This is a genomic window from Ectopseudomonas composti, assembly GCF_001567565.1.
GTDB lineage: Bacteria > Pseudomonadota > Gammaproteobacteria > Pseudomonadales > Pseudomonadaceae > Aquipseudomonas > Aquipseudomonas composti_A.
Genome location: NZ_LSSW01000006.1, coordinates 22,896 through 45,902 on the forward strand (window position 1 = coordinate 22,896; position 23,007 = coordinate 45,902).

18 protein-coding genes and 1 riboswitch are annotated in these 23,007 nt (G+C 64.1%); of the genes, 7 read left to right on the forward strand and 11 right to left on the reverse strand.

Translation table 11 applies throughout. The features are described 5' to 3' along the window. The first annotated feature begins 16 nt into the window (after window positions 1-16). The 6 genes from msbA to PCLY_RS01130 all read left to right on the forward strand — a co-directional run bounded on the left by msbA (window position 17) and on the right by PCLY_RS01130 (window position 8,283). Window positions 17-1,858: a lipid A export permease/ATP-binding protein MsbA gene (gene msbA / locus PCLY_RS01105; protein WP_061237405.1), complete on the forward strand. Its 1,842-nt coding sequence runs from the start codon at window positions 17-19 to the stop codon at window positions 1,856-1,858. Further along, a complete protein-coding gene (locus PCLY_RS01110; protein ID WP_061237406.1) occupies window positions 1,858-2,754 on the forward strand; it encodes a GNAT family N-acetyltransferase in 897 nt (298 codons plus the stop codon). Before msbA ends, PCLY_RS01110 begins: the two co-directional genes overlap by 1 nt. Window positions 2,755-2,758: 4 nt before the next feature. Beyond that, window positions 2,759-4,141 (forward strand): PIG-L deacetylase family protein, encoded by a 1,383-nt coding sequence (locus tag PCLY_RS01115; RefSeq protein ID WP_061237407.1) that lies wholly within the window; start codon window positions 2,759-2,761, stop codon window positions 4,139-4,141. Between the two features lie 62 nt (window positions 4,142-4,203). Continuing rightward, a complete protein-coding gene (gene hldE / locus PCLY_RS01120) occupies window positions 4,204-5,625 on the forward strand; it encodes a bifunctional D-glycero-beta-D-manno-heptose-7-phosphate kinase/D-glycero-beta-D-manno-heptose 1-phosphate adenylyltransferase HldE (RefSeq protein WP_061237408.1) in 1,422 nt (473 codons plus the stop codon). 152 nt (window positions 5,626-5,777) lie between these two features. Beyond that, window positions 5,778-7,058, forward strand: a complete 1,281-nt coding sequence (locus PCLY_RS01125) for an acyl-CoA dehydrogenase family protein (RefSeq protein ID WP_061237409.1) — start codon at window positions 5,778-5,780, stop codon at window positions 7,056-7,058. A gap of 13 nt (window positions 7,059-7,071) precedes the next feature. Next, window positions 7,072-8,283, forward strand: coding sequence for an acyl-CoA dehydrogenase family protein (locus PCLY_RS01130; protein WP_061237410.1), 1,212 nt, complete (start codon window positions 7,072-7,074; stop codon window positions 8,281-8,283). Window positions 8,284-8,340: 57 nt separating this feature from the next. Here PCLY_RS01130 and PCLY_RS01135 read toward each other — a convergent pair whose 3' ends face one another. The 10 genes from PCLY_RS01135 to thiC all read right to left on the reverse strand — a co-directional run bounded on the left by PCLY_RS01135 (window position 8,341) and on the right by thiC (window position 19,718). Next, window positions 8,341-9,060, reverse strand: coding sequence for a PqiC family protein (locus PCLY_RS01135; RefSeq protein WP_082767991.1), 720 nt, complete (start codon window positions 9,058-9,060; stop codon window positions 8,341-8,343). Window positions 9,061-9,231: 171 nt separating this feature from the next. Then, window positions 9,232-11,481: a DNA topoisomerase IV subunit A gene (parC, locus tag PCLY_RS01140; protein ID WP_061237411.1), complete on the reverse strand. Its 2,250-nt coding sequence runs from the start codon at window positions 11,479-11,481 to the stop codon at window positions 9,232-9,234. Window positions 11,482-11,488: 7 nt separating this feature from the next. Beyond that, window positions 11,489-11,974 carry a retropepsin-like aspartic protease family protein gene (locus tag PCLY_RS01145; RefSeq protein ID WP_394326844.1) on the reverse strand — a complete coding sequence of 162 codons (486 nt, stop codon included), beginning with the start codon at window positions 11,972-11,974 and terminating at the stop codon, window positions 11,489-11,491. A gap of 35 nt (window positions 11,975-12,009) precedes the next feature. Further along, window positions 12,010-12,993, reverse strand: coding sequence for an esterase-like activity of phytase family protein (locus tag PCLY_RS01150; RefSeq protein WP_061237413.1), 984 nt, complete (start codon window positions 12,991-12,993; stop codon window positions 12,010-12,012). Beyond that, window positions 12,993-14,891 carry a DNA topoisomerase IV subunit B gene (gene parE / locus PCLY_RS01155; RefSeq protein WP_061237414.1) on the reverse strand — a complete coding sequence of 633 codons (1,899 nt, stop codon included), beginning with the start codon at window positions 14,889-14,891 and terminating at the stop codon, window positions 12,993-12,995. The genes PCLY_RS01150 and parE overlap by 1 nt, the downstream gene beginning before the upstream one ends. A 15-nt stretch (window positions 14,892-14,906) precedes the next feature. Further along, complete coding sequence (locus tag PCLY_RS01160) at window positions 14,907-15,518, reverse strand: YqiA/YcfP family alpha/beta fold hydrolase (RefSeq protein ID WP_061237415.1); 612 nt, start codon at window positions 15,516-15,518, stop codon at window positions 14,907-14,909. A 61-nt stretch (window positions 15,519-15,579) separates the two neighbouring features. Then, window positions 15,580-16,401 (reverse strand): 3',5'-cyclic-AMP phosphodiesterase, encoded by an 822-nt coding sequence (gene cpdA, locus PCLY_RS01165; protein ID WP_197432116.1) that lies wholly within the window; start codon window positions 16,399-16,401, stop codon window positions 15,580-15,582. 140 nt (window positions 16,402-16,541) lie between these two features. Continuing rightward, window positions 16,542-16,994, reverse strand: coding sequence for a DUF1249 domain-containing protein (locus tag PCLY_RS01170; protein WP_061237416.1), 453 nt, complete (start codon window positions 16,992-16,994; stop codon window positions 16,542-16,544). Further along, window positions 16,985-17,584 carry an NUDIX domain-containing protein gene (locus tag PCLY_RS01175; RefSeq protein ID WP_061237417.1) on the reverse strand — a complete coding sequence of 200 codons (600 nt, stop codon included), beginning with the start codon at window positions 17,582-17,584 and terminating at the stop codon, window positions 16,985-16,987. The genes PCLY_RS01170 and PCLY_RS01175 overlap by 10 nt, the downstream gene beginning before the upstream one ends. Window positions 17,585-17,822: 238 nt before the next feature. Then, entirely contained in the window at window positions 17,823-19,718 is a 1,896-nt protein-coding gene (gene thiC, locus PCLY_RS01180) for a phosphomethylpyrimidine synthase ThiC (RefSeq protein WP_061237418.1), read from the reverse strand. A 99-nt stretch (window positions 19,719-19,817) separates the two neighbouring features. Next, a riboswitch (TPP riboswitch) is annotated at window positions 19,818-19,924 on the reverse strand. A gap of 223 nt (window positions 19,925-20,147) precedes the next feature. Between thiC and PCLY_RS01185 the strand changes: the two genes are divergently transcribed. Beyond that, complete coding sequence (locus PCLY_RS01185) at window positions 20,148-21,590, forward strand: TolC family outer membrane protein (RefSeq protein ID WP_061237419.1); 1,443 nt, start codon at window positions 20,148-20,150, stop codon at window positions 21,588-21,590. 145 nt (window positions 21,591-21,735) lie between these two features. Here PCLY_RS01185 and waaA read toward each other — a convergent pair whose 3' ends face one another. Next, on the reverse strand, window positions 21,736-23,001 hold the full coding sequence (gene waaA, locus PCLY_RS01190; protein WP_061237420.1) for a lipid IV(A) 3-deoxy-D-manno-octulosonic acid transferase: 1,266 nt from the start codon (window positions 22,999-23,001) through the stop codon (window positions 21,736-21,738). Window positions 23,002-23,007: the final 6 nt, after the last annotated feature.

Here is a 23,007-nt window from a genome sequence, read left to right on the forward strand (position 1 = left end):
GCTGCGGCATATTTCCATGACCGATACCTCTGCGGACCTTCAAGCCACCTCCAGTTTGAAGATCTATTTTCGCTTACTACGATACGTCAGACCTTACATCGGTTTGTTCCTGCTCAGTCTGGCTGGCTTTCTGATTTTCGCCTCCACTCAGCCAATGCTGGGTTATATCCTCAAGTACTTCGTCGACGGATTGTCCAATCCTGATGCGAGCCTCTTTGCAGGCGTGCCCTGGTTGCTGGAGCATGCGCCCTGGCTGGCACATCTAAAGCTGCTGCAGGCAGTGCCTCTGCTGATCGTGCTGATTGCCTTGTGGCAAGGCATTGGCTCTTTCCTGGGGAATTACTACCTGGCAAAGGTTTCGATGGGGCTGGTGCAGGACCTGCGTGTCGAGCTGTTCAATAACCTGCTGACGCTGCCCAACCGTTACTTCGACAACCACAATTCCGGTCATCTGATCTCGCGCATCACCTATAACGTGACCATGGTCACCGGTGCTGCCACCGACGCTATCAAGGTCGTGGTGCGCGAAGGGATGACGGTGATCTTCCTGTTCGCCACCTTGCTGTGGATGAACTGGAAACTGACGCTGGTGATGGTGGCGATCCTGCCTGTGATCGGCCTGATGGTGACCAGCACCAGCAAGAAATTCCGCAAGCAGAGCAAGAAGATCCAGACCAGCATGGGCGATGTCACCCATGTGACCTCTGAAAGCATCCAGGGTTATCGCGTTGTGCGCAGCTTCGGTGGAGAGGACTACGAGAAGCAGCGTTTTCTGGGCGCCAGTGAGGAAAACAAGCTCAAGCAGTTGAAGATGGTCAAGACCAACGCTGTCTACACGCCGTCACTGCAATTGGTGATCTACAGCGCCATGGCCGTGCTGATGTTCCTGGTGCTGCTGCTGCGCGGCGATGCCTCGGCAGGGGATCTGGTGGCTTACATCACCCTGGCAGGTCTGCTGCCCAAGCCCATTCGCCAGCTATCCGAGGTCAGTTCGACTATTCAGAAGGGTGTCGCCGGTGCCGAAAGCATTTTCGAGCAACTCGACGAGGAGCCGGAAGTTGATCGTGGCACTCAGGAGCGCGAGCGCATCAGCGGCCGGCTGCAGGTGAAGGATCTGAGCTTCAGCTACCCCGGCGCGGAGAAATCCGTACTGAACAACATTTCCTTCGTCGCCGAGCCCGGGCAGATGGTGGCGCTGGTCGGGCGCTCCGGCAGTGGCAAGTCGACCCTGGCCAATCTGATCCCGCGTTTCTACCACCATGATCAGGGGCAGATTCTGCTCGATGGCGTGGATGTCGAGGACTACACCCTGCGCAACCTGCGCCGGCACATCGCGCTGGTCACGCAGCACGTCACCCTGTTCAACGATACCGTGCGCAACAATATCGCTTACGGTGATCTGGCTGGCGCGCCGTTGGAGGCCGTGCAACAGGCTGCGGGTGACGCCTATGCCGCCGAGTTCATCGAGAAGATGCCACAAGGCTACGACACCCTGGTCGGCGAGAACGGCGTGCTGCTCTCCGGCGGTCAGCGTCAGCGCCTGGCCATTGCCCGCGCCCTGCTCAAGGATGCGCCGTTGCTGATTCTCGACGAGGCCACCTCGGCGCTGGATACCGAATCCGAGCGGCATATCCAGGCGGCACTGGACCAGGTGATGCAGGGCCGTACCACCCTGGTCATCGCCCACCGCCTGACCACCATCGAGAAGGCCGACCTGATTCTGGTGATGGATCAGGGGCAGATCGTCGAGCGCGGCAGTCATGCCGAGTTGCTGGCGCAGAACGGTTACTACGCGCGTCTGCATGCCAAGCAGTTCGAGGACGGCGACGAGTCGGTCGTGGTCGAGCAGAGCGTCTGATGCTGAGCCGTCTACGATTCTGGCGTGAACGCGACTGGACGCCGATTACTGCTGCCGACTATGCCGAGGCCTGGGCCCGTTTTGGCGGCAGCGTCGCGACTCATCCCGAGGTGCTGGCGCGGCTGGCTGACCTGGCTGGTATTCCCGTGCGCTACCTGGGCTGGCAGGTCGGTGGCGAACTGCAGGCTGCAATTGCTACCTGGGGGCGGTATCTGGCCCTGTCCAAGGATGTGCTCAAGCAGCAAGGCAAGCGCGGTCTGTTCGATCTGGGCAATGCCGAGATCATTCTGCCTCTGGCTCCGCAGGCGCAGGTTTCGCTGCGCCATCGGGCACGCTACCTGTCCGAACTCAATGCAACAGGACTCATCGGTGTCGGCGAACAGCCCGAGGGCCTGGCGCTGGCTCGTGAGCCTGAGCAATACAGCAAGAAATTTCGCTACAACCAGCGCCGCGAGCAACGCTTGCTGGAAGAGGCGGGCGGGGTGATCCGGCCGATGCTGGAGCTGGCGCCCGAGGAGCAGGCGCGCATCTACGCCGATCTGTTCCTGCGTCGCTGGGGCTTCGAGGCCACTGGCAAGGAGCACCTGGCTGAGGTGTTTAGCCTGCTGCGCGATTTCATGACCGGCTCGCTGATCTACCTCAACGACGAACCGGTGGCGATCCAGGTGCTGTACCGGGTCGAGGCGCCGCACTGGGTCAGTCTGGAATACATCAACGGCGGGGTCGATCCGCAGCAGCGCGAGTTCAGCCCTGGCAGCGTACTCAGCTTCGTCAACACGCAAAGCGAGTGGGAGCAGGCGCGGGCGCTGGGCAAGCCTCTGCGTTACTCGTTTGGCCGCGCTGACCGCGAATACAAGGATCGCTGGTGCAACCGGGTACCGGTCTATCAGGTGTGAGCGCATGAACGGTCGCAAGCAACAACTGCTCAAACGCCATCGCCGCAACAAACGCATCGCCCTGTTGCTGGCGCTGTTGACGTTGCTGGCGCTTGGTGTGTTCGTCGCCTGGTGGCTGCCGCCAGTGCTGCTGGTGTTGGGCTGGGTCGCGCATGAGGCCTGGTTCGCCGATCACCTCTTTTATTCGCCACGCGACGATTATCGCTACGACTTCCCCGAGGACAGCCTGAGCGTATCGGCACGTATCGAGCAGGGGCAGCTGCAGGTCGAGGCTGACCTGCAAGGCTACGACACGCTGATACTCGAGCTGCGTCTGACGGCGACCTGGCTTGGCCGGTGGTTCGATCCCTACGTGCGCCTGGGCGATGACCGCCAGGATTTCGAGCGTGGCGTGGCTGGCCGTCGTTACCTCAACCTGTCCGGGCAGCAGGCGCAGGCTCTGAGCATCGTGCCGCGCTTCTGTCGTATCGGTGGCGAGTTGCGCCTGCATGCCATGCGCAATCCCGATTTCGCCGAGCAGCGCATGCTGATCATCGCGCCGCATGCCGACGATGCCGAGCTGGCCGCCTTTGGTCAGTACAGCCGCGCGGCCAACACTGCCATCGTGACCCTCACTCAAGGCGAGATCGAGGCCGAGGCCTATCAGCGTTTCGGGCTGGACAAGGCCGCCGCCGCGCGTCTGAAAGGGCGCTTGCGCAGCTGGGACAGCCTGGCCGTGCCGCTGTGGGGCGGGGTCACTCAGGCGCGCTGCGTGCAACTCGGCTACTACTGCCTGCAGCTACCGGCCATGGCTGAGCAGCCTCAAACGCCGTTTGGTTCACGGGAGTCGGGCGAGAGCGATGTGCGCCCTGTGCGCCGCCACAATCCGTTGTCCTTGCCGGGCGATGCCGACGGACAGCCAACCTGGAGCAACCTGATCGCCGATCTGGTCGCCGTGATCGAGCATTACCGGCCCGAAGTCGTGCTGACGCCGCATCCGGAGCTCGACCCTCATCATGATCACGTCGCCAGTACGCGCGCCTTGCTGGAAGCCTGCGAGCGTGCGGCCTGGCAGCCGAAAACGCTGCTGCTCTATGCCAACCACCTGCATGACAACGACCGTTGGCCCATGGGGCCGGCCGGCCATGGCATTGCCCTGCCACCGGCGATCACGGCGCTGCCGGCCGAGCGCCTGTGGAGCCCGTTGCTCGATGCCGAGCGGCAACTGGACAAGGCCATGGCGCTGGGCATGCAGCATGATCTGCAAGCTCCGCTGCCGCTGAAGCGGCGCCTGCGCCGCCTGATCCAGTGGGCCTTGGCCGGGCGCCGCTGGCCTGTCACGGGCGAGGACGAGTTCTTCCGCAAGGCCGTGCGCCGCCATGAGCTGTTCTGGGTGCGTACCCGCTAGAGCGGTACACCGAATGCGTCATGCTATGATTTTTCCCGTTTTTCTGCCCTTCTGGAGCTGCCATGAAACTGACCATGCCCCGCTATGACCAAGCCGCCGTTCTGGTGGTGGGCGATGTGATGCTCGATCGCTACTGGCATGGCGGCACTTCGCGGATTTCCCCGGAGGCGCCGGTACCGGTGGTGCGTGTGGACCAGATCGAGGATCGTCCCGGTGGTGCTGCCAACGTGGCACTGAATATTGCCGCACTCGGCGCGCGCGCGTTGCTGGTGGGCGTGACCGGCAACGATGAAGCCGCCGAGAGCCTGAGCGACAGCCTGCGTGGCGCAGGCGTGGACGCCCATTTCCAGCGCCATGACGGCCAGCCGACCATCGTCAAGCTGCGGGTGATGAGCCGTCACCAGCAACTGCTGCGCATGGACTTCGAGGAGCCGTTCAATACCGACACCGCAGCCCTGGCGCGTGAAGTCGATGCACTGCTCGATGGGGTCAAGGTGCTGGTACTGTCGGACTACGGCAAGGGCGCGCTGCAGAACCATCAGGCTTTGATCCAGGCGGCGCGCAACAAGGGTGTCCCGGTGCTTGCCGATCCCAAGGGCAAGGACTTCTCCATCTACCGCGGTGCCAGCCTGATCACGCCAAACCTGCATGAGTTCGAGCTAATCGTCGGTGGTTGCGTCGATGAGGCCGAACTGGTGAGCAAGGGCGCCACGCTGATGCATGAGCTGGAGCTGGGTGCATTGCTGGTGACGCGTGGCGAGCACGGCATGACCCTGCTGCGGCCTGAGCATCCGCCGCTGCACCTGCCGGCTCGTGCCCGTGAGGTCTTCGACGTGACCGGTGCCGGCGATACGGTGATTTCCACCCTGGCCGCGTCCATCGCCGCCGGTGAGGAGCTGCCACTGGCGGTGGCCCTGGCCAACCTGGCAGCCGGCATCGTCGTCGGCAAGTTGGGTACGGCGGCCATCAGTGCGCCTGAACTGCGCCGTGCGGTGCAGCGCGAGGAAGGCTCCGAGCGCGGCGTGCTGAGCCTGGATCAACTGCTGATCGCCATCGAAGATGCCCGCGCCCATGGCGAAAAGATCGTCTTCACCAACGGTTGCTTCGATATCCTCCATGCCGGCCATGTGACCTACTTGGAACAGGCGCGCGCGCAGGGTGATCGGCTGATCGTGGCGATCAACGACGACGCTTCGGTGAGCCGTCTGAAAGGGCCGGGCCGCCCGATCAACGCCGTTGATCGGCGCATGGCGGTGCTCGCCGGTCTGGGCGCGGTGGACTGGGTGGTGAGCTTCAGCGAAGACACCCCCGAACGCCTGCTGGGGCAGGTGCGGCCGGACGTACTGGTCAAGGGCGGCGACTATGGTATCGAGCAGGTGGTCGGCGCCGATATCGTCCAGGCCTATGGTGGTGAGGTGCGCGTGCTCGGCCTGGTGGAAAACAGCTCCACCACGGCGATCGTCGAGAAGATTCGCAGCAAGTGACAGCAGGCTGAGCCAGGTGCAAGTCCTGCTCAGTCCGTTCGCCTCCAGCCATGGCTTGACCCGATTGCCGCAGCAGCCTGTCTTGAGGGTCATAGGCACTCGCCGGCCCTGACCTCATCATCAATGGCATCCCTCATGTGGAGTGAGATGCCATGACCGTCGATGTACAGGGCCAGGCCCTGAGCGTACTGAGCAAGTTGGCCCAGGCCGACTGGCCGGATCGCCTGAAGGTACGCAAGTCCTTCGAGAAACTCGTTTACAGCGGTAGCCGCGCCAGTTTTCGCCTGGCGGCTGGGCGTGCGGCGAGCAAGCCGCGTGAGGCGCGTCAGACAGCGGATGACCTGTTCGATCTGTCATTCAGCGATGAGCAACAAATGCTGGTGGACATGCTGCAGGGCTTCGCCCTGGAAGTGCTGCGTCCGGTAGCGCATGAGGCGGATGCGCAGGCGCGCGTGCCGGCTGCGCTGATCAATCAGGCGCGCGAGCTGGGCTTGGCGCACTACGGCGTGGGCGAGGCGCAGGGCGGCCTGGCCGGCGAGCGCACGGTTCTGAGCAATGCGCTGATCGCCGAGAGTTTGGCGCAGGGCGACTTTTCCTTGGCCGCTGCGCTGCTGGTGCCGCTATCGGCCGCCAATTGCATTCGCCGCTGGGGAACGCCTGAACAGCAGGCCGCCTGGCTGCCGGCGTTCGTTGGCGAGCAAGGCGCGCCGGCGTTCGCCTTGGCCGTCAATGAGCCTGCTGTGCTGAGCGATCCAGGCCAGCCTACGACGCGGGCGCGCAAGCGCGGCAGGCACTATCTGCTCGACGGTGAGAAGGCGCTGGTGATTGCCGGCCTGGATGCCAGTCGGCTGGTCGTCAGCGCCCAGGCCAGTGATGGGCCGGCGCTGTTCATCGTCGAGGCGGCGAGCAAGGGTGTCAGCCGCACTGCCGAGCCCGCCATGGGACTCAAGGCCTGTGGGCTGGCGCGTGTCCAGCTGAAGGGCGTCAAGGTGTCGAGCGACTGCCGCCTGGCTGGCGATGCGTTCGACTTCACGGCCTTTCTCGATCATTCGGCATTGGCCTTCTGCGCGCTGGCCGTGGGCACGGCCCAGGCTGCGCTGGATTACGTGACGACATACTGCAACGAGCGCCAAGCCTTCGGTGAGCCGATCAGCCACCGCCAGGGCGTGGCTTTCATGGTGGCCGATATCGCCATCGAGCTGGATGCCATGCGCCTGCTGCTGTGGCGTGCCTGCGCCCGTGCCGAGGCCGGTCAGCCCTTCCATCGCGAGGCCTACCTGGCGCGTCTGCTGTGTGCCGAGAAGGCGATGAAAATCGGCTCCGACGCCGTGCAACTGCTCGGTGGCCACGGTTTTACTCAGGAGCACCCGGTCGAGCGCTGGTATCGCGATCTGCGCAGTGTCGCCGTGCTTGCCGGCGGTTTGCACCTTTGAGAGGAGTGCCTGCATGAATCTGGAAACCCCGAAGAAATTCCGCGGCCTGCAGCACCAGGCCGGGCAGGTGGCCAAACATTATTTCCGGCCTATCTCGCGCAAGTACGACAAGGCCGAACACGCCTATCCCAAGGAGCTGGATCTGCTCGCCGCGCTGCTCGACGGCATGAACGAAGGCTCGCCCGATGCGGTCGGCGCCGGCTCGGCCAGCAAGCGCGGGGCGGCCCGCGAGCAGCAGGAAGGCATCAAGAACGGCGGCAATATGGCGGCGCTGCTCGGTGTGATGGAGTTGTGCTGGGGCGACGTCGGGCTGCTTTTGGCCATGCCGCGCCAGGGGCTCGGCAATGCGGCGATTGCGGCGGTGGCCAACGATGAACAGCTCGCGCGCCTGGGCCGGACCTGGGCCGCCATGGCCATCACCGAGCCGGGCTGCGGCTCCGATTCCGCAGCGATTCGCACCACGGCAGTGAGGGACGGCGATCATTACATCCTCAATGGCGAGAAGATCTTCGTCACGTCCGGAGAGCGGGCGGATTCGGTCGTGGTGTGGGCCAGCCTGGACAAGAGCCTGGGGCGAGCGGCGATCAAATCCTTCGTGGTCGAGAAGGGAACGCCTGGGATGACGGTTACGCGTCTGGAGAAGAAGCTGGGGATCAAGGCGTCCGACACCGCTTCGATCAGCTTCAGCGACTGCCGGGTGCCGGCAGCCAACCTGTTGGGCAATGCCGAGATCGACGTGCAGAAGGGCTTTGCCGGGGTCATGGAAACCTTCGACAACACCCGGCCGCTGGTCGCCGGCATGGCTGTCGGTGTCGCGCGCGCAGCGCTGGAGCGTGCCCGTGAACTGTTGAACAAGGCGGGTTGCCGTCTCGACTACGGCAAGCCGCTGCTCTGTGTCACTCACGCCGAGGCCACGCTGTATCGCCTGGAAGCGGAGTGGGAGGCGGCGCGGCTGCTGACGCTCAAGGCTGCCTGGATGGCCGACAACAAGTTGCCCAATTCGAAAGAGGCCTCCATCGCCAAGGCCAAGGCTGGGCGCGTGGCCAGTGAAGTGACGCTCAAGTGCGTCGAGCTGGCCGGTGCGCTGGGTTATGGCGAGGATGAGCTGTTGGAGAAGTGGGCCCGCGACTCGAAGATTCTCGATATCTTCGAAGGCACGCAGCAGATTCAGTTGCTGATCGTCGCGCGCCGGCTGCTGGGCAAGAGCTCCAGTGAGCTCAAATAGAGCGTTGCAAGGTCTCGCGCAGTAAAAGAAAAAGCCCGCAATAGCGGGCTTTTTTGCTTAGAAACGGAAGACTTCCGTATCGATCTTGATAGGTTCTGCCACCGGGATTTTCGGCCCGGGGGCAGGTTCCTGTGGTTTGGCTTTGGCCATCGGCGTCTTCTTGCGTGACGGTTCAGGCGCCGGATCTGCCGCCGCGATGGGCTGAATGGCCACCGCCAGCTCGGCTGCCAGGCGTTGCAGCAGGGCGCTTTGCGCCTTGACCTGTTCAGCCAGAGGACCGCTGTGCGGTTCTTCCAGGCGAATCAGACGGCTGTCGCGCAGTTGCCCACGGCGATCCAGCAGGCGCCATTGCGCCTCCAGCACAGCCGGCTGGGTCGGGCCGGAATCCAGGCGGGTGATGGTCAGCATGACCTGCGCATCGGCACTGAAACCGGGAGCTGCCGGCGCCAGAACCAGGCGCTGGCTATCCAGGCGCCAGGCCAGCTGGCGCAGCATCTGCTGGTCGATATCGTTGGCCAGGCCACTGGCCCAGCGCGCGTTCTGGGCCACGACCAGGCTGCCGTCGGCCTGACGTTGCAGCAGATTTTGCTGACGCAGGTAATCGGCCACGCTGATCGGGCCGACCAGCACGGTCACACCATTGTCCTTGGTGGGAGTTACGGCCTTGCCGCCGTCCAGTTGGTAAAGGGGAACCGGCTTCTGCTGCAGCAGGCTGCAACCGCTCAATACGAGCAGCGCGGTCAGAAGCAGGGCCACAGGGCGTACTACAGTCATCATCAATCCCAGGCAGCCGCTTCTGGGGCAGCTGCACATCGATCCCATATCATTCAGGGGGTCATTTGCGCATGACCCAGGGCGCGTATCATCCGTCAAACCGCGCTATGACTCCAGCCTTGGCTGCTTGCCGGTCGCGCGGGTTTTCTGGAAGAACGAGGCGTGTTGCCGACGCTATTCCACCAGAAGCTGGTCGACACGCTGGAAGCCACGCGGCAGCTTGTTGCCACGGCGGCCGCGCTCGCCCTTGTAGTGCTCCAGGTCGTCGGCTTTGAGTGTCAGGGTACGCTTCCCGGCCTGCAAAACCAAACTGGCGCCGCTGGGCAGCACGGCCAGATCGGTCAGGTATTCCTCGCGCGAGGCCACGCGTTCGCCGGGAATGCCGATGATCTTGTTGCCCTTGCCTTTACCCAGTTGCGGCAGATCGGTGACCTTGAACAGCAGCAGGCGGCCTTCGGTGGTCACCGCGGCCAGCCAGTCGTTGTCGAGATTGCTGACGGGTTTGGGCGGGACCACCTTGGCGCCGTTGGGCAGGGTCAGCAGCGCCTTGCCTGCCTTGTTCTTGGCCTGCAGGTCCTCGCCCTTGACCACGAAGCCGTAGCCGGCGTCGGAAGCGATGACATACAGCGCGCTGTCTTCCGGCAGCATCACGCATTCGAAACTGGCGCCTGACGGCGGCGTCAGGCGGCCGGTCAGCGGTTCACCCTGGCCACGCGCTGATGGCAGGCTGTGGGCCGTCAGCGAATAACTGCGGCCAGTCGAATCGATAAATACCGCGTACTGATTCGAGCGCCCCGGTGCTGCCGCCTTGAAGCCGTCGCCTGCCTTGTAGGAAAGACCCGTGGCGTCGATGTCGTGGCCCTTGGCGCAGCGCACCCAACCTTTTTCCGAGAGCACCACGGTGACCGGTTCGGTCGGCATCAGCTCGGTTTCCGACAGGGCCTTGGCCTCGGCGCGAGCGACGATCGGCGAGCGGCGGTCATCGCCGTACTTCTCGGCGTCTTCGATGATTTCCTTGCGCACCAGCTTCTTCAGCTTGGCTTCGCTGCCGAGCAGGGCCAGCAGCTTCTCGCGCTCCTTGGCCAGGTCATCCTGCTCGCCACGGATCTTCATTTCTTCCAGGCGGGCCAGCTGGCGCAGGCGGGTGTCGAGGATGTAGTCGGCCTGCACATCGGTGAGGCCGAAGGTTTCCATCAGCACCGGCTTGGGCGAATCCTCGCTGCGGATGATGCGGATCACTTCGTCGAGGTTGAGGAAGGCGATGAGCAAGCCTTCCAACAGGTGCAGGCGCTTCTCGACTTTGTCCAGGCGGAACTGCAGACGCCGGCGCACGGTACCGACGCGGTACACCAGCCATTCACTGAGCAGGGTGCGCAGATCCTTGACCTGCGGCTTGCCGTCGAGGCCGATGACGTTGGTGTTGACCCGATAGCTGGACTCCAGATCGGTGGTGGCGAACAGGTGAGTCATCAGCTCATCGGCATCCACACGGTTGGAGCGCGGGATGATGACGATGCGGGTCGGGTTCTCGTGGTCGGACTCGTCGCGCAGGTCGGCGACCATCGGCAGCTTCTTGGCCTGCATCTGCCCGGCGATCTGCTCCAGTACCTTGGCCCCGGAGACCTGATGCGGCAGTGCGGTGACGACAATGTCGCCGTCCTCGACGCGATAGACGGCGCGCATGCGCACCGAGCCGCGGCCGGTCTCGTAGATCTTCAGCAGGTCGGCCTTGGGCGTGATGACCTCGGCCTCGGTCGGGAAGTCCGGGCCCTGGATATGTTCGCAGAGCTGCTCGACGGTGGCGCCGGGCTCATCGAGCAGGCGTACGCAGGCGCTCGCGACTTCGCGCAGGTTATGCGGCGGCACGTCGGTGGCCATGCCCACGGCGATGCCGGTGGTGCCATTGAGCAGCAGGTTGGGCAGGCGCGCCGGCAGGGTCGCCGGCTCGTTCATCGTGCCGTCGAAGTTCGGCACCCAGTCGACCGTGCCCTGGCCGAGCTCGGTGAGCAGCACTTCCGAGTAACGCGACAGACGCGCCTCGGTGTAGCGCATGGCGGCGAAGGATTTGGGATCGTCCGGCGCACCCCAGTTGCCCTGGCCATCGACCAGCGTATAGCGATAGCTGAACGGCTGCGCCATCAGCACCATGGCCTCGTAGCAGGCGCTGTCGCCATGCGGGTGGAACTTGCCGAGCACGTCACCGACGGTACGCGCCGATTTCTTGTGCTTGGAGTCGGCGTCCAGACCCAGCTCGCTCATGGCGTAGATGATGCGGCGCTGCACGGGCTTGAGGCCGTCGCCGATATGCGGCAGGGCGCGGTCCATGATCACGTACATGGAGTAGTTGAGATAAGCCTGCTCGGTGAAGTCGGCGAGTGACCGGCGTTCAACGCCTTCCAGGCTCAAATCGAGGGATTCGCTCATGCGGGCCTCATTGCAAGGTTGATTGGCGCAGCACCAGGGTGCCGCCCTTTTGACTGAATTCGAGTTGCTTCAGGGCGCTCATGCCCAGCAGCACTTCGTCGCCGTCCATGCCGGGTGCGATCAAGGCGGCGACGTCGCGCAGCTCGATATCGCCCAGGCGCAGGCTGTCCAGGCGCGTGCGGTGCCCGGTGGCGCGGCCGTTGGCGGTGCTGATGATGATCGGTGCTCCGCGTTGCAGGCCCAGTTGCTCGGCAACTGCGCTGGGGATCGCCACCTGGGTGGCACCGGTGTCGAGCAGGAAGGTCACTTCATGCCCATCGATCTGACCATTGACCACGTAATGCCCCTGCCGACTGCTGGCCAGGCTGACTTCGACGAAGCCATTGCCATGCACCGACTGCGGCGTCTGGTTGGGGTTGTGCTGGCGATCTTCCCAATTGCCGAAGAAATGCGTGGCCAGCAGCAGGCCCGCGCCCCAGGCGAGCACCCACATCACCCGTCCGGCGCGACGACCGGGCGTCTGCTCGCTCACGGGCGCCGGCTCCAGCCGCCCTTGGGCGCGTTGAGACGCCAGACGATGGGGCGCTCCTCACCGTCGGCGCGGGCCTGGCTGCCGTTGTCGATGCCGATCCAGGCGCCGTCCTTGTCGATCCATAACGCCTCGGCCATGCCGTAGTCCGGCGTGTAGCGACGCGGCTCGGTCAAGGCCTCGGCGGCGAACGACCAGCAGATGTCCGCGACGCCGTCGCTCAGGGTGCGGCGGCAGATGCGATGAGCCTGGCGCTCCAGGGTGAAGAGCTTTTCGCCGAAATAGGCCAGACCGGAGAAGTCACGTGGTGCCGCGTGGCCGCCGAGTGCTTCTGGCGAGGCTTCTTCGCCGCTTTCGCTGTTCAGCACGCAGCCGCCGGTGCAGCGCCAGCTGTTACCGCGCTGATGTAGCACGGTCAGGCCACGGCGGCGCTGCTCTGCCGCCAGCCACAGGCGTTCGCCTGCGGGGTCGATGGCGATGCCTTCGAAACCCTGGTTGAAGTGCAGCAGCATGCCGCTGGCACGCGCCTGGCGTACCAGGCCGCTCGGCAGGTTGAGCCACTGCGTGCTGCCGTTGCTGCTGATCTGCAACACGGCAGCGCGGGTTTCGCTGACCAGGTAGCGATTGCCTTGCGCGTCGCAGGACATCCCCTCGAAATCCAGCGTGCCGCCACGCACCAGCCCGGCGGCCCAGTTACGCATGCGCAGGCCCCAGGGCAGGGCGCTCTCGGGCGGCTCCGGGGCGACGAAGGTTTCCGCCTCGGCGCGCAGCAGGCCTTCTTCACGGTGCAGTTGATAGATGCGCTCGTCGTCACGGTCGGAGACCGCCCACAGCGTCTCGCCGCACAGGGCCAGGCCGGAAAGGTTGCCGCTGGGCATGTCCGCCACCGGGTATTCAGCCTGCAGTTGCAGCTCTTCCAGCGCCACCGGCTCGGCGTTGGCGACGCCGGCCAGCAGACCGAGTGCCAGGAGGTGACTGCGCATCAGGCCAGTACCTCGGCCAGGTTGCCTTTGCTTTCCAGCCAGCTCTTGCGATCACTGGCGCGCTTCTTCGCCAGCAGCATGTCCATCACTTCGCGCGTGCCTTCGAAATCATCCAGGGTCAGCTGCACCAGGCGCCGGGTGTTCGGGTCCATGGTGGTTTCGCGCAGTTGCGGCGGGTTCATCTCGCCGAGGCCCTTGAAGCGAGTGACCTGCGGCTTGCCGCGGCGTTTCTCGGCGACCAGGCGGTCGAGAATGCCATCGCGCTCGGCGTCGTCCAGGGCGTAGAAAATCTCCTTGCCCAGGTCGATGCGGTACAGCGGCGGCATGGCCACGTAGACATGGCCGGCATCGACCAGCGGGCGGAAGTGGCGCACGAACAGGGCGCAGAGCAGGGTGGCGATGTGCAGACCGTCGGAGTCGGCGTCGGCGAGGATGCAGATCTTGCCGTAGCGCAGTTGGCTGAGGTCGTTGGAGCCTGGATCGATGCCGATGGCCACGGCGATATCGTGCACTTCCTGCGAGGCCAGCACTTCGCTGCCATCGACTTCCCAGGTGTTCAGAATCTTGCCGCGCAGCGGCATGATGGCCTGGAATTCCTTGTCGCGCGCCTGCTTGGCGCTGCCGCCGGCGGAGTCACCCTCGACCAGGAACAGTTCGCAGCGCAGCGGGTTCTGCCCCGCGCAGTCGGCCAGTTTGCCGGGCAGTGCCGGTCCCTGGGTGATCTTCTTGCGCTCGACCTTCTTACCCGCCTTGAGACGCCGCCCGGCATTGCTGATGGCTAGTTCGGCCAGGGCCAGGCCGGTTTCCGGGTTGGCGTTGAGCCACAGGCTGAAGGCGTCCTTGACCACACCGGAGACGAACGCGGCGGCCTCGCGCGAGGACAGGCGTTCCTTGGTCTGGCCGGAGAACTGGGCGTCCTGCATCTTCATCGAGAGGACGAAGGCGATACGCTCCCAGACGTCTTCCGGCGCCAGTTTGACGCCACGCGGCAGCAGGTTGCGGAACTCGCAGAACTCGCGCATGGCATCGAGCAGGCCCTGGCGCAGGCCGTTGACGTGAGTGCCGCCCTGCGCGGTGGGGATCAGGTTGACGTAGCTTTCCTGCACTGCGTCGCCGCCTTCGGGCAGCCACAGCAGGGCCCAGTCCACCGCCTCCTTGTTGCCGGCCAGGGTGCCGCAGAAGGGCTCGGCGGGCAGGCGCTCGAACTCGCTGACGGCATCGACCAGATAGGAACGCAGACCGTCCTCGTAATGCCACTCGACCTTCTCGCCGGCGGCCTTGTCCTCGAACGTCACGGACAGGCCCGGGCACAGCACGGCCTTGGCCTTGAGCACATGCTTGAGGCGGCTGACGGAGAACTTGAAGGAGTCGAAGTACTTGGCGTCCGGCCAGAAATGCACGCTGGTGCCGGTGTTGCGCTTGCCCACCGTGCCGATGACTGCCAGCTCGCTGGCCTTGAAGCCGTCGGCGAAACTCATCTGGTACTCGTTGCCATCGCGCTTGACGGTGACCACCACGCGGGTCGACAGGGCGTTGACCACGCTGATGCCGACGCCGTGCAGGCCGCCGGAGAACTGGTAGTTCTTGTTGCTGAACTTGCCGCCGGCATGCAGCTTGGTGAGGATCAGCTCCACGCCCGGCACGCCTTCTTCCGGGTGGATGTCCACCGGCATGCCGCGGCCGTCGTCGAGCACTTCCAGTGAGTTGTCCTCATGGAGGATCACCTGGATGGTCTTGGCGTGTCCGGCCAGGGCTTCGTCGACGCTGTTGTCGATCACTTCCTGGGCCAGGTGGTTGGGGCGCGTGGTATCGGTGTACATGCCCGGGCGCTTGCGCACCGGGTCGAGGCCGGAAAGGACTTCGATGGCGTCTGCGTTATAGGCGTTCTGCTGGGCCATAGGGTCTCTTGTTCATCAATTGAATGCGGAAAAGTCGGTATCGCGCCAAAGTGTGGCGTTAATGCCGGCGAAAGCGAAGAGCGTTGGCAGGCGTTCGGCAAAGCCCTGGAAGCCGTGGTCGCCACCGGCCTGGATGCGCAGGGCGCAGGCGCGGTAGTAACGCTCGGCGTCGCGGTAATCGAGGGTTTCGTCGCCGCTCTGCAGCCAGATCTGATAGCGCGTCGGATCGTCTGGCGGCGCGACCTCGAACTCGGCCAAGGCACTGACATGATCGGCGGTCAGGTCCCAGGTCTCGTCGCTGTAGTGGTTTTTCTGCGGGCCCAGGTAGCCGTCGAAGCGCAGGTGCGGCCGTACCGCCGGATTGACCAGCAGCGCCTTGAGCCCGTGTTGCTCCGCCAGATAGGTGGCGTAATAGCCACCCAGGGAGCTGCCCACCAGCAGTGGCGCGCCCAGTTCGCCGATCAGCGCCTGCAACTGCGCCATGGCCTGGCGCGGATGATGGTGCAGGGCTGGTACGCGCAACTGGTTTTCCAGGCCCAAATGAGCCATGGCGCGGCTCAGCTGGCTTGCCTTGTGCGAGGCTGGCGAGCTGTTCAGGCCGTGGATATAGAGGATGGATGCGGTCATGGAGCGGGAGGCTACTCGTCCGGGGCCTCAAGCTGCAAGCTTCAAGCTGATTAGGGGTATGTCAGTAACCCTTGACGCTGTAATCCACTTCGAAATGGATGCCGGTGACGCGTGATACCCCGGTGTCCAGGCTGCCGTCGGCATGCAGGCGTAGCCAGCGGTAGCCAGGCGCTTCGCTGCCGACCTGGAAATCCTCGCTGCCCGGTGCGAACTGTACGCAGGTCGAGGGCGAGGCGAGCAGACGCAGATTGCCGCGCATCTGGTCGAACTCCTGATGGATATGTCCCCAGAGCACGGCGCGCGCCTGCGGGTATCGGTCGAGGATGGCGAACAGGGCATCGGCGTTGCGCAAACCGATGGGTTCCATCCATTTGCAGCCGATTGACACCGGATGGTGGTGCAGGCAGATCAGGTGATGGCGTTGCGGCGCCTCGCTCAGCGCACGCTCGAGCAACTCCAGCTGGCTGGCGGCGAGAAAGCCGGGGACGGCGCCCGGGATCGAGGAGTCGAGCAGGATGATGCGCCAGGCCCCGAGGTCGATCACCGGCTCCAGCAGGTCACTGTCTTTGCTGGCGGCCTGCATCGGCGGGGTTTCATCGTGGTTGCCGGCCAGCCAGCGCGCCGGTGCATCGATGGCCGAGGTGAGTTGGCGAAAACGCTGATACGACGCGACGCTGCCGTCCTGGGACAGGTCGCCCGTGGCCAGGATCAGGTCGATCTGCGGCTGCTCCTGCTGCACCCGCTCGATCACTCGCTGCAGGCTGTCGCAGGTATCCATGCCCAGCAGCTTGCCGTCCGCTTCGGCGAACAGATGACTGTCGGACAACTGCACCAGCAGAGCCGAGGAATCAGTGGGTGGGGTGGGCAGGCTCGGCAAGACCATCTCCTAAGGCATTATCGAGTGGATTATGGTGGTTGCTGCCACAAAGGGAAAACCTGGGAAGCAGACGTAGATCACAGAAATTGGCACGACCTCGCACTATCGGCCGGCCGGGGGAAAGCTTGATCGCGAGGTGGCGGGTCCTACATCACTGGCTGTGATTCATGGCCGCAGGCCAGGCAATGACTCAGCCACTCACCGAGAAACAGGTTGAGCTGGCTCTTTTCATCCGGCTGGTGCATCGCCGCATTGGGGTATGGGTAGCGGATGTGCAGGCGTCGCGCGTTTTCCGCGCTGACCACCTCGGCCATGCGCGCATCGTGATACACCCGTACCTGTAGTTGCGGCACCGGCAGCCAGGGCAGGCTGTGTTCCTGGCGCACGCACAGGGTGGTGGTATAGGGGCAGCTTTCCAGCACTTCCAGCGCCAGAATGCCGAGCAGGTGCTCGCCCTGGCTCAGGGCTACGCGACGGCTTTGCGTATGCTCGCGCATCTCTGGCAGCAAGCGCATCAGGCGTGCGTAGTTGGCCTCGCAAGCTGCTTGCAGCTCGACCAGGTCGACCCGATAGCGCTCACGCAGCAGATTCACGACCACATTCCTCGCACTTCGTCGCGGTTCAGCGCCAGCCATTGCAGGGCGATGATGCTGGCAGCGTTGTCGATGCGTCCGTCGCGCACGGCGGACAGCGCATCTTCCAGCGCCATCACCTGAACACGGATGTCCTCGCCCTCCTCGGGCAGGCCGTGCACACCGCCGGCGCCTTCACTGCTGCAGCGCCCGACGAACAGATGCACGCGCTCGTCCGAACCGCCTGGTGAAGGGTAGTACTGAGTGATTGGCCACAGTGACGTCAGGGACAGATCAGCTTCCTCGATGGCCTCGCGCCGCGCGACCTCCTCGGGTTCCTCGTCCTTGTCGATCAAACCGGCAACCAGTTCCAGCAGCCAGGGGTTGCTGCTCTTGTCCATGGCGCCGACACGAAACTGCTCGATCAGCACCACTTCGTCGCGCTGCGGATCGTACGGCAGCACGCATACGGCATCGTGACGCACGAACAGCTCGCGGGTCAGTTGCGGGCCCATGTTGCCGGCGAACTGGCGATGGCGCAGCTTGATCCGGTCGAGCTTGTAGAAGCCGCGAAAGCAGTTCTCGCGCTCGATGATGTCGATGTCGTTCTTGTCCATGGTCACTCCAGATGGTCGTAACGGGCCAAGCTCAGACTGTGTGAAAACTACTGCGCTCGCTCATGCTGCGTTAAAAAACGGCTCAAAGTACTCATTTACAGCTCGTAAACTGCGCCTTTTCGCCGTTTTTTGCCTTGCCTGACCTTCGCTCGCTACGTTTTCACACGGTCTGATGCGGCCCGTTACCCGTCACACTAGCGAGCATAGCGCTGCCAGATCAAGCTTCCATGACGGTCTGTTACACGCGTTGGTAAAGCTGGCTACCTTGCGCTTTGAACTCCTCGGCCTTGGCCTGCATACCCTGCTCGGCATCCAGGTCGACGGCGTCGATGCGCTGGTCCTTGGCGTATTCGCGCACTTCCTGGGTGATCTTCATCGAGCAGAACTTCGGCCCGCACATGGAGCAGAAGTGCGCCACCTTGGCCGAATCCTTGGGCAGCGTCTCGTCGTGGTAGGCGCGTGCGGTGTCCGGGTCCAGGCCGAGGTTGAACTGATCTTCCCAGCGGAACTCGAAGCGCGCCTTGGAGAGTGCGTTGTCGCGGATCTGCGCACCCGGATGACCTTTTGCGAGATCCGCAGCATGCGCGGCGATCTTGTAGGTGATGATGCCGGTCTTCACGTCATCCTTGTTCGGCAGGCCCAGGTGCTCCTTGGGCGTGACGTAGCAGAGCATGGCGCAGCCGAACCAGCCGATCATCGCCGCGCCAATGCCGCTGGTGATGTGATCGTAGCCCGGAGCGATGTCGGTGGTCAGCGGGCCGAGGGTGTAGAACGGCGCCTCGTCGCAGCATTCCAGCTGCTTGTCCATGTTCTCCTTGATCAGCTGCATTGGCACGTGGCCGGGGCCTTCGATCATGCACTGCACGTCGTGCTTCCAGGCGATCTTGGTCAGCTCGCCAAGGGTTTCCAGTTCACCGAATTGCGCGGCGTCGTTGGCATCGGCGATGGAGCCGGGGCGCAGGCCGTCACCCAAGGAGAAGGACACGTCGTAGGCCTTCATGATTTCGCAGATGTCGTCGAAGTGGGTGTAGAGGAAGTTCTCCTTGTGATGCGCCAGGCACCACTTGGCCATGATCGAGCCGCCACGGCTGACGATGCCGGTGACGCGCTTGGCGGTCAGCGGCACGTAGCGCAGCAGCACGCCGGCGTGGATGGTGAAGTAGTCCACGCCTTGTTCTGCCTGTTCGATCAGGGTGTCGCGGAACAGCTCCCAGGTCAGGTCTTCGGCAATGCCGCCGACCTTTTCCAGGGCCTGGTAGATCGGCACGGTGCCAATCGGTACCGGCGAGTTGCGGATGATCCACTCGCGGGTTTCGTGGATGTGCTTGCCGGTGGACAGGTCCATCACCGTGTCCGAGCCCCAGCGAATACCCCAGGTCAGCTTGGCCACTTCTTCTTCGATCGAGGAGCCCAAGGCGCTGTTGCCGATATTGCCGTTGATCTTCACCAGGAAGTTGCGGCCGATGATCATCGGCTCCAGCTCAACGTGGTTGATGTTGGCCGGGATGATGGCGCGGCCACGGGCGACCTCGCTACGTACGAACTCGGGGGTGATCTCTTTCGGGATGTTGGCGCCGAAACTGTGCCCGGCATGCTGCTCGCCCAGCAGACCGGCTTCGCGCGCCTCGGCCAGCTTCATGTTCTCGCGGATGGCGACGTACTCCATCTCGGGCGTGATGATGCCCTTCTTGGCGTAGTGCATCTGGCTGACGTTGTGCCCGGCCTTGGCCCGGCGCGGGTTGCGCACGTGGGCGAAGCGCATTTTGGTCAGCTCGGCATCGTTGAGGCGGCGCTGGCCGAATTCCGAGGACAGGCCCGGCAGCTTTTCGGTATCGCCACGATCCTCAATCCAGGCGCTGCGCACGTCGGCTAGGCCCTGGCGCACGTCGATGCTGACGTTCGGGTCGGTGTAGGGGCCGGAGGTGTCGTAGACGGTGACCGGAACATTGATCTCACCGCCGAAATCGGTCGGTGTGACGTCCAGGCTGATCTCGCGCATCGGTACGCGAATGTCCGGGCGTGAGCCTTGTACGTAGACTTTCTGCGAACGGGGGAAGGGTTGTACCGACTGTTGGTCGACCTGGGCGCTCTCGCTCAGAATCGGACTCAAATTCTTTTCTTGTTGTGCGCTCATCAAGGCTCTCTCCGGGGATAGGTGTCGGAGTTGGAACCTGAGGGGAGAGGGGGCGCGAGATACACCTTGGGGCGGTGCCGAGAGGACTCGCCGGTCTACTGGCGAGGACATCTTGTTCCCTACGCAGGCCTTAACCTGATCAGGTTCAACGGGATCCGGCAGCTGCCAATCTCAGCCCCGCATTTGGGGCACCCCGACAAGAACTCGGCCAGTCTAAACAAGCTGGTGGCAGAAAACCAACTCGGCGGTCAATAAATTCCGACCCGCGCGTCGGAAAACGACTGCGGGCACTGCTGATGGCCGATTGTTCCCGACGAGCAACATAGCTTGCCGCCAGCTAGACTGATGCGGTCCATGGCACGCTTGACCCTCGCCTGCGGCGAGCCGTAGCCTTGCTGATTACCGCCTATTCAAGGATCGATATCCATCATGTTGCGCAGACTTTCCCTGGCAATCGCCGTGGCCGCCGCTTCGGTGGGCCTGGTTCAGGCCGAAGAGGCCCCGCTGTCGAGCAAGACCGACCTGGTCACCGTGTATCAGGAAGCGGCGCAGAACAATGCCGACATCGCCGCCGCGCGCGCCGACTATCAGGCTCGCCGCGAAGTGGTACCGCAGGCGCGTGCCGGCTTGCTGCCCAACCTGTCGGCTGGCGCCAACTACGGCGACACGCGCACTGAAGTCGATTCTCCCAGCGCCGCCCTCTCGCGCAGCGGCCTGGTGTATCAGGCCAATCTCAGCCAGCCGCTGTTCCGCGCCGATCGCTGGTTCCAGTTGCAGGCGGCCGAGGCCACCAGCGAGCAGGCCGCGCTGGAGCTGTCCGCCACCGAGCAGAACCTGATCCTGCAGAGCGCCGAAACCTACTTCGCCGTGCTGCGCGCCCAGGACAACCTGGCCTCGACCAAGGCCGAAGAAGCGGCATTCAAGCGCCAGCTGGATCAGGCCAACGAGCGTTTCGATGTGGGGCTGTCCGACAAGACCGATGTGCTCGAAGCCCAGGCCGGTTTCGATACGGCCCGGGCCAACCGCCTGCTGGCCAAGCGCGCGGTGGATGATGCCTTCGAAGCCCTGGTGGCCTTGACCAATCGTGATCACCTGGCGGTCGAGGGGATCGTTCACACCTTGCCGGTGCTGGCACCGACGCCCAATGACGCCAAGTCCTGGGTCGACACTGCCGCCACACAGAATCTCAACCTGCAAGCCAGCCTGTACGCGGTAAACGCTGCCGAAGAAAACCTGCGTCAGCGCAAGGCCGGTCATGCGCCGACCCTCGATGCGGTGGCCAGCTACCAGAAGGGCGACAACGACAGCCTGGGCTTCACCAACTCCGGTGCGTTCGGCGCTCCGCGCTACAGTGGCGACGTTTCGCAGCGCACCATCGGCCTGCAATTGAACATCCCGCTGTACAGCGGCGGCCTGACCAGCTCGCAGGTGCGCGAGGCTTATCAGCGTCTCGGCCAGACCGAGCAACTGCGCGAGAGCCTGCGCCGCCAAGTGGTGCAGAACACCCGCAACCTGTTCCGCGCGGTGAACACCGATGTGGAAACCGTGCAGGCGCGCAAGCAGTCGATCATCTCCAACCAGAGCGCCCTGGAAGCCACGGAAATCGGCTACCAGGTCGGCACCCGCAACATCGTCGACGTGCTCGATGCGCAGCGTCAGCTGTACAGCGCCGTGCGCAATTACAACGATGCGCGCTACGACTACATCCTCAACAACCTGCGCCTGAAGCAGGCTGCCGGCACGCTCAGCCCGGCCGATCTGGATGCGCTGGGCAGCTTCCTCAAGCCGGACTACAACCCGGACAAGGACTTCCTGCCACCGGATCTGGCTTCCGCCGCCGAAGAGCGTCTGAAGAACAATCAGGACTATTGAGAGCCCGATACGCAAAAGCCCGACGTCAGTCGGGCTTTTGCTTTCAGGTGCGGCAACTCCGAGATGCAGGGTGATCGAGCCGTCGTAGCCCGGATGCAATCCGGGACAAGCGCCATGCTGCAATATCCCCCGGATTGCATCCGGGCTACAGAAGCCGCTGCAGCCCTGTCAGCAGCCGCTCCAGCGCGCCCTGGTTGGCCTTGAGCACGCTCAGGCCGGCCTGACTCATGCTTCGCATCTCGCTCGGCTCGTTGAGCAATGTGGCAACCCTGTCCGCCAACTGTACGGCGTCCGCCACTTCGCTCAGGGCGCCGGCTTCGCGCAGCTGTGCGGCGATCTCGAGGAAGTTGAACAGGTGCGGCCCGCTCAGTACCGGCTTGCCCAGGGCTGCGGGTTCGAGGAGGTTGTGCCCGCCGTTGGCCACCAGGCTGCCGCCGACGAAGGCGATATCCGCCAGCGCATAGAGAAACAGCAGCTCGCCCATGGTGTCGCCCAGCAGCACCTGGTCGCTGGCTTGCACCGTTTCAGCCGTGGAGCGGCGACGCGTCGTCAGGCCCTGAGCGAGGCACAGCTCATGGACCGAGTTGAAGCGTTCAGGGTGGCGCGGCACCAGGATCAGCAGCGCGTCAGATCGTGTTGCCAGCAACTGGCGATGGGCGGCGAGGACGATCTCGTCTTCGCCAGCGTGAGTGCTGGCGGCGATCCACACCGGGCGTTGTTCGGCCTGCCACTGACGGCGTAGCTCGGCGGCGCGTTGCAGCAGCTCGTCATCGATCTTCAGGTCGAACTTGATCGAGCCGGTGACTTCCACGCAGCCCGGGCGAGCACCGAGGTCGAGAAAGCGCCGTGCCTCGGCCTGGGTCTGTACCGCAATCAGCGACAGTTCGGCGAGCATCGGTGCGGTGAGCTTGGTGAAACGCGCGTAGCCGCGTGCCGAGCGTTCGGAGAGGCGTGCATTGGCCAGGGCTACCGGGATGCCGCGTTTGGTGCACTGGTGGATATGGTTCGGCCACAGCTCGGTTTCCATCACCACGGCCAGGCGCGGTCTTGCGCGATCGAGAAAGCGTGCCGCGGCCCAGGGCAGGTCGTAAGGCAGGTAGCAGTGCTGCACGCTGTCGCCGAACAGGGCCTGGATGCGCTCGGAGCCGGTCGGCGTCATGCAGGTGACGGTGATCGGCAGGTCGGGATGGCGCGCCTGCAGGGCGCGGATCATAGGCGCGGCGGCGATGCTTTCACCCACCGACACGGCATGCACCCAGATGCCGCCAGGTTTCATCGGCGGCAGGGCGAAGGAGAAGCGCTCCTTGATACGGCGCGCATAAGCCGGCGCCTTGCGGGCGCGCAGCGCCAGGCGCAGGGCGATCAGGGGCAGGGCCAGGTGCAGCAGGAGGGTGTAGAGGTGTCTGTTCATGGGGGC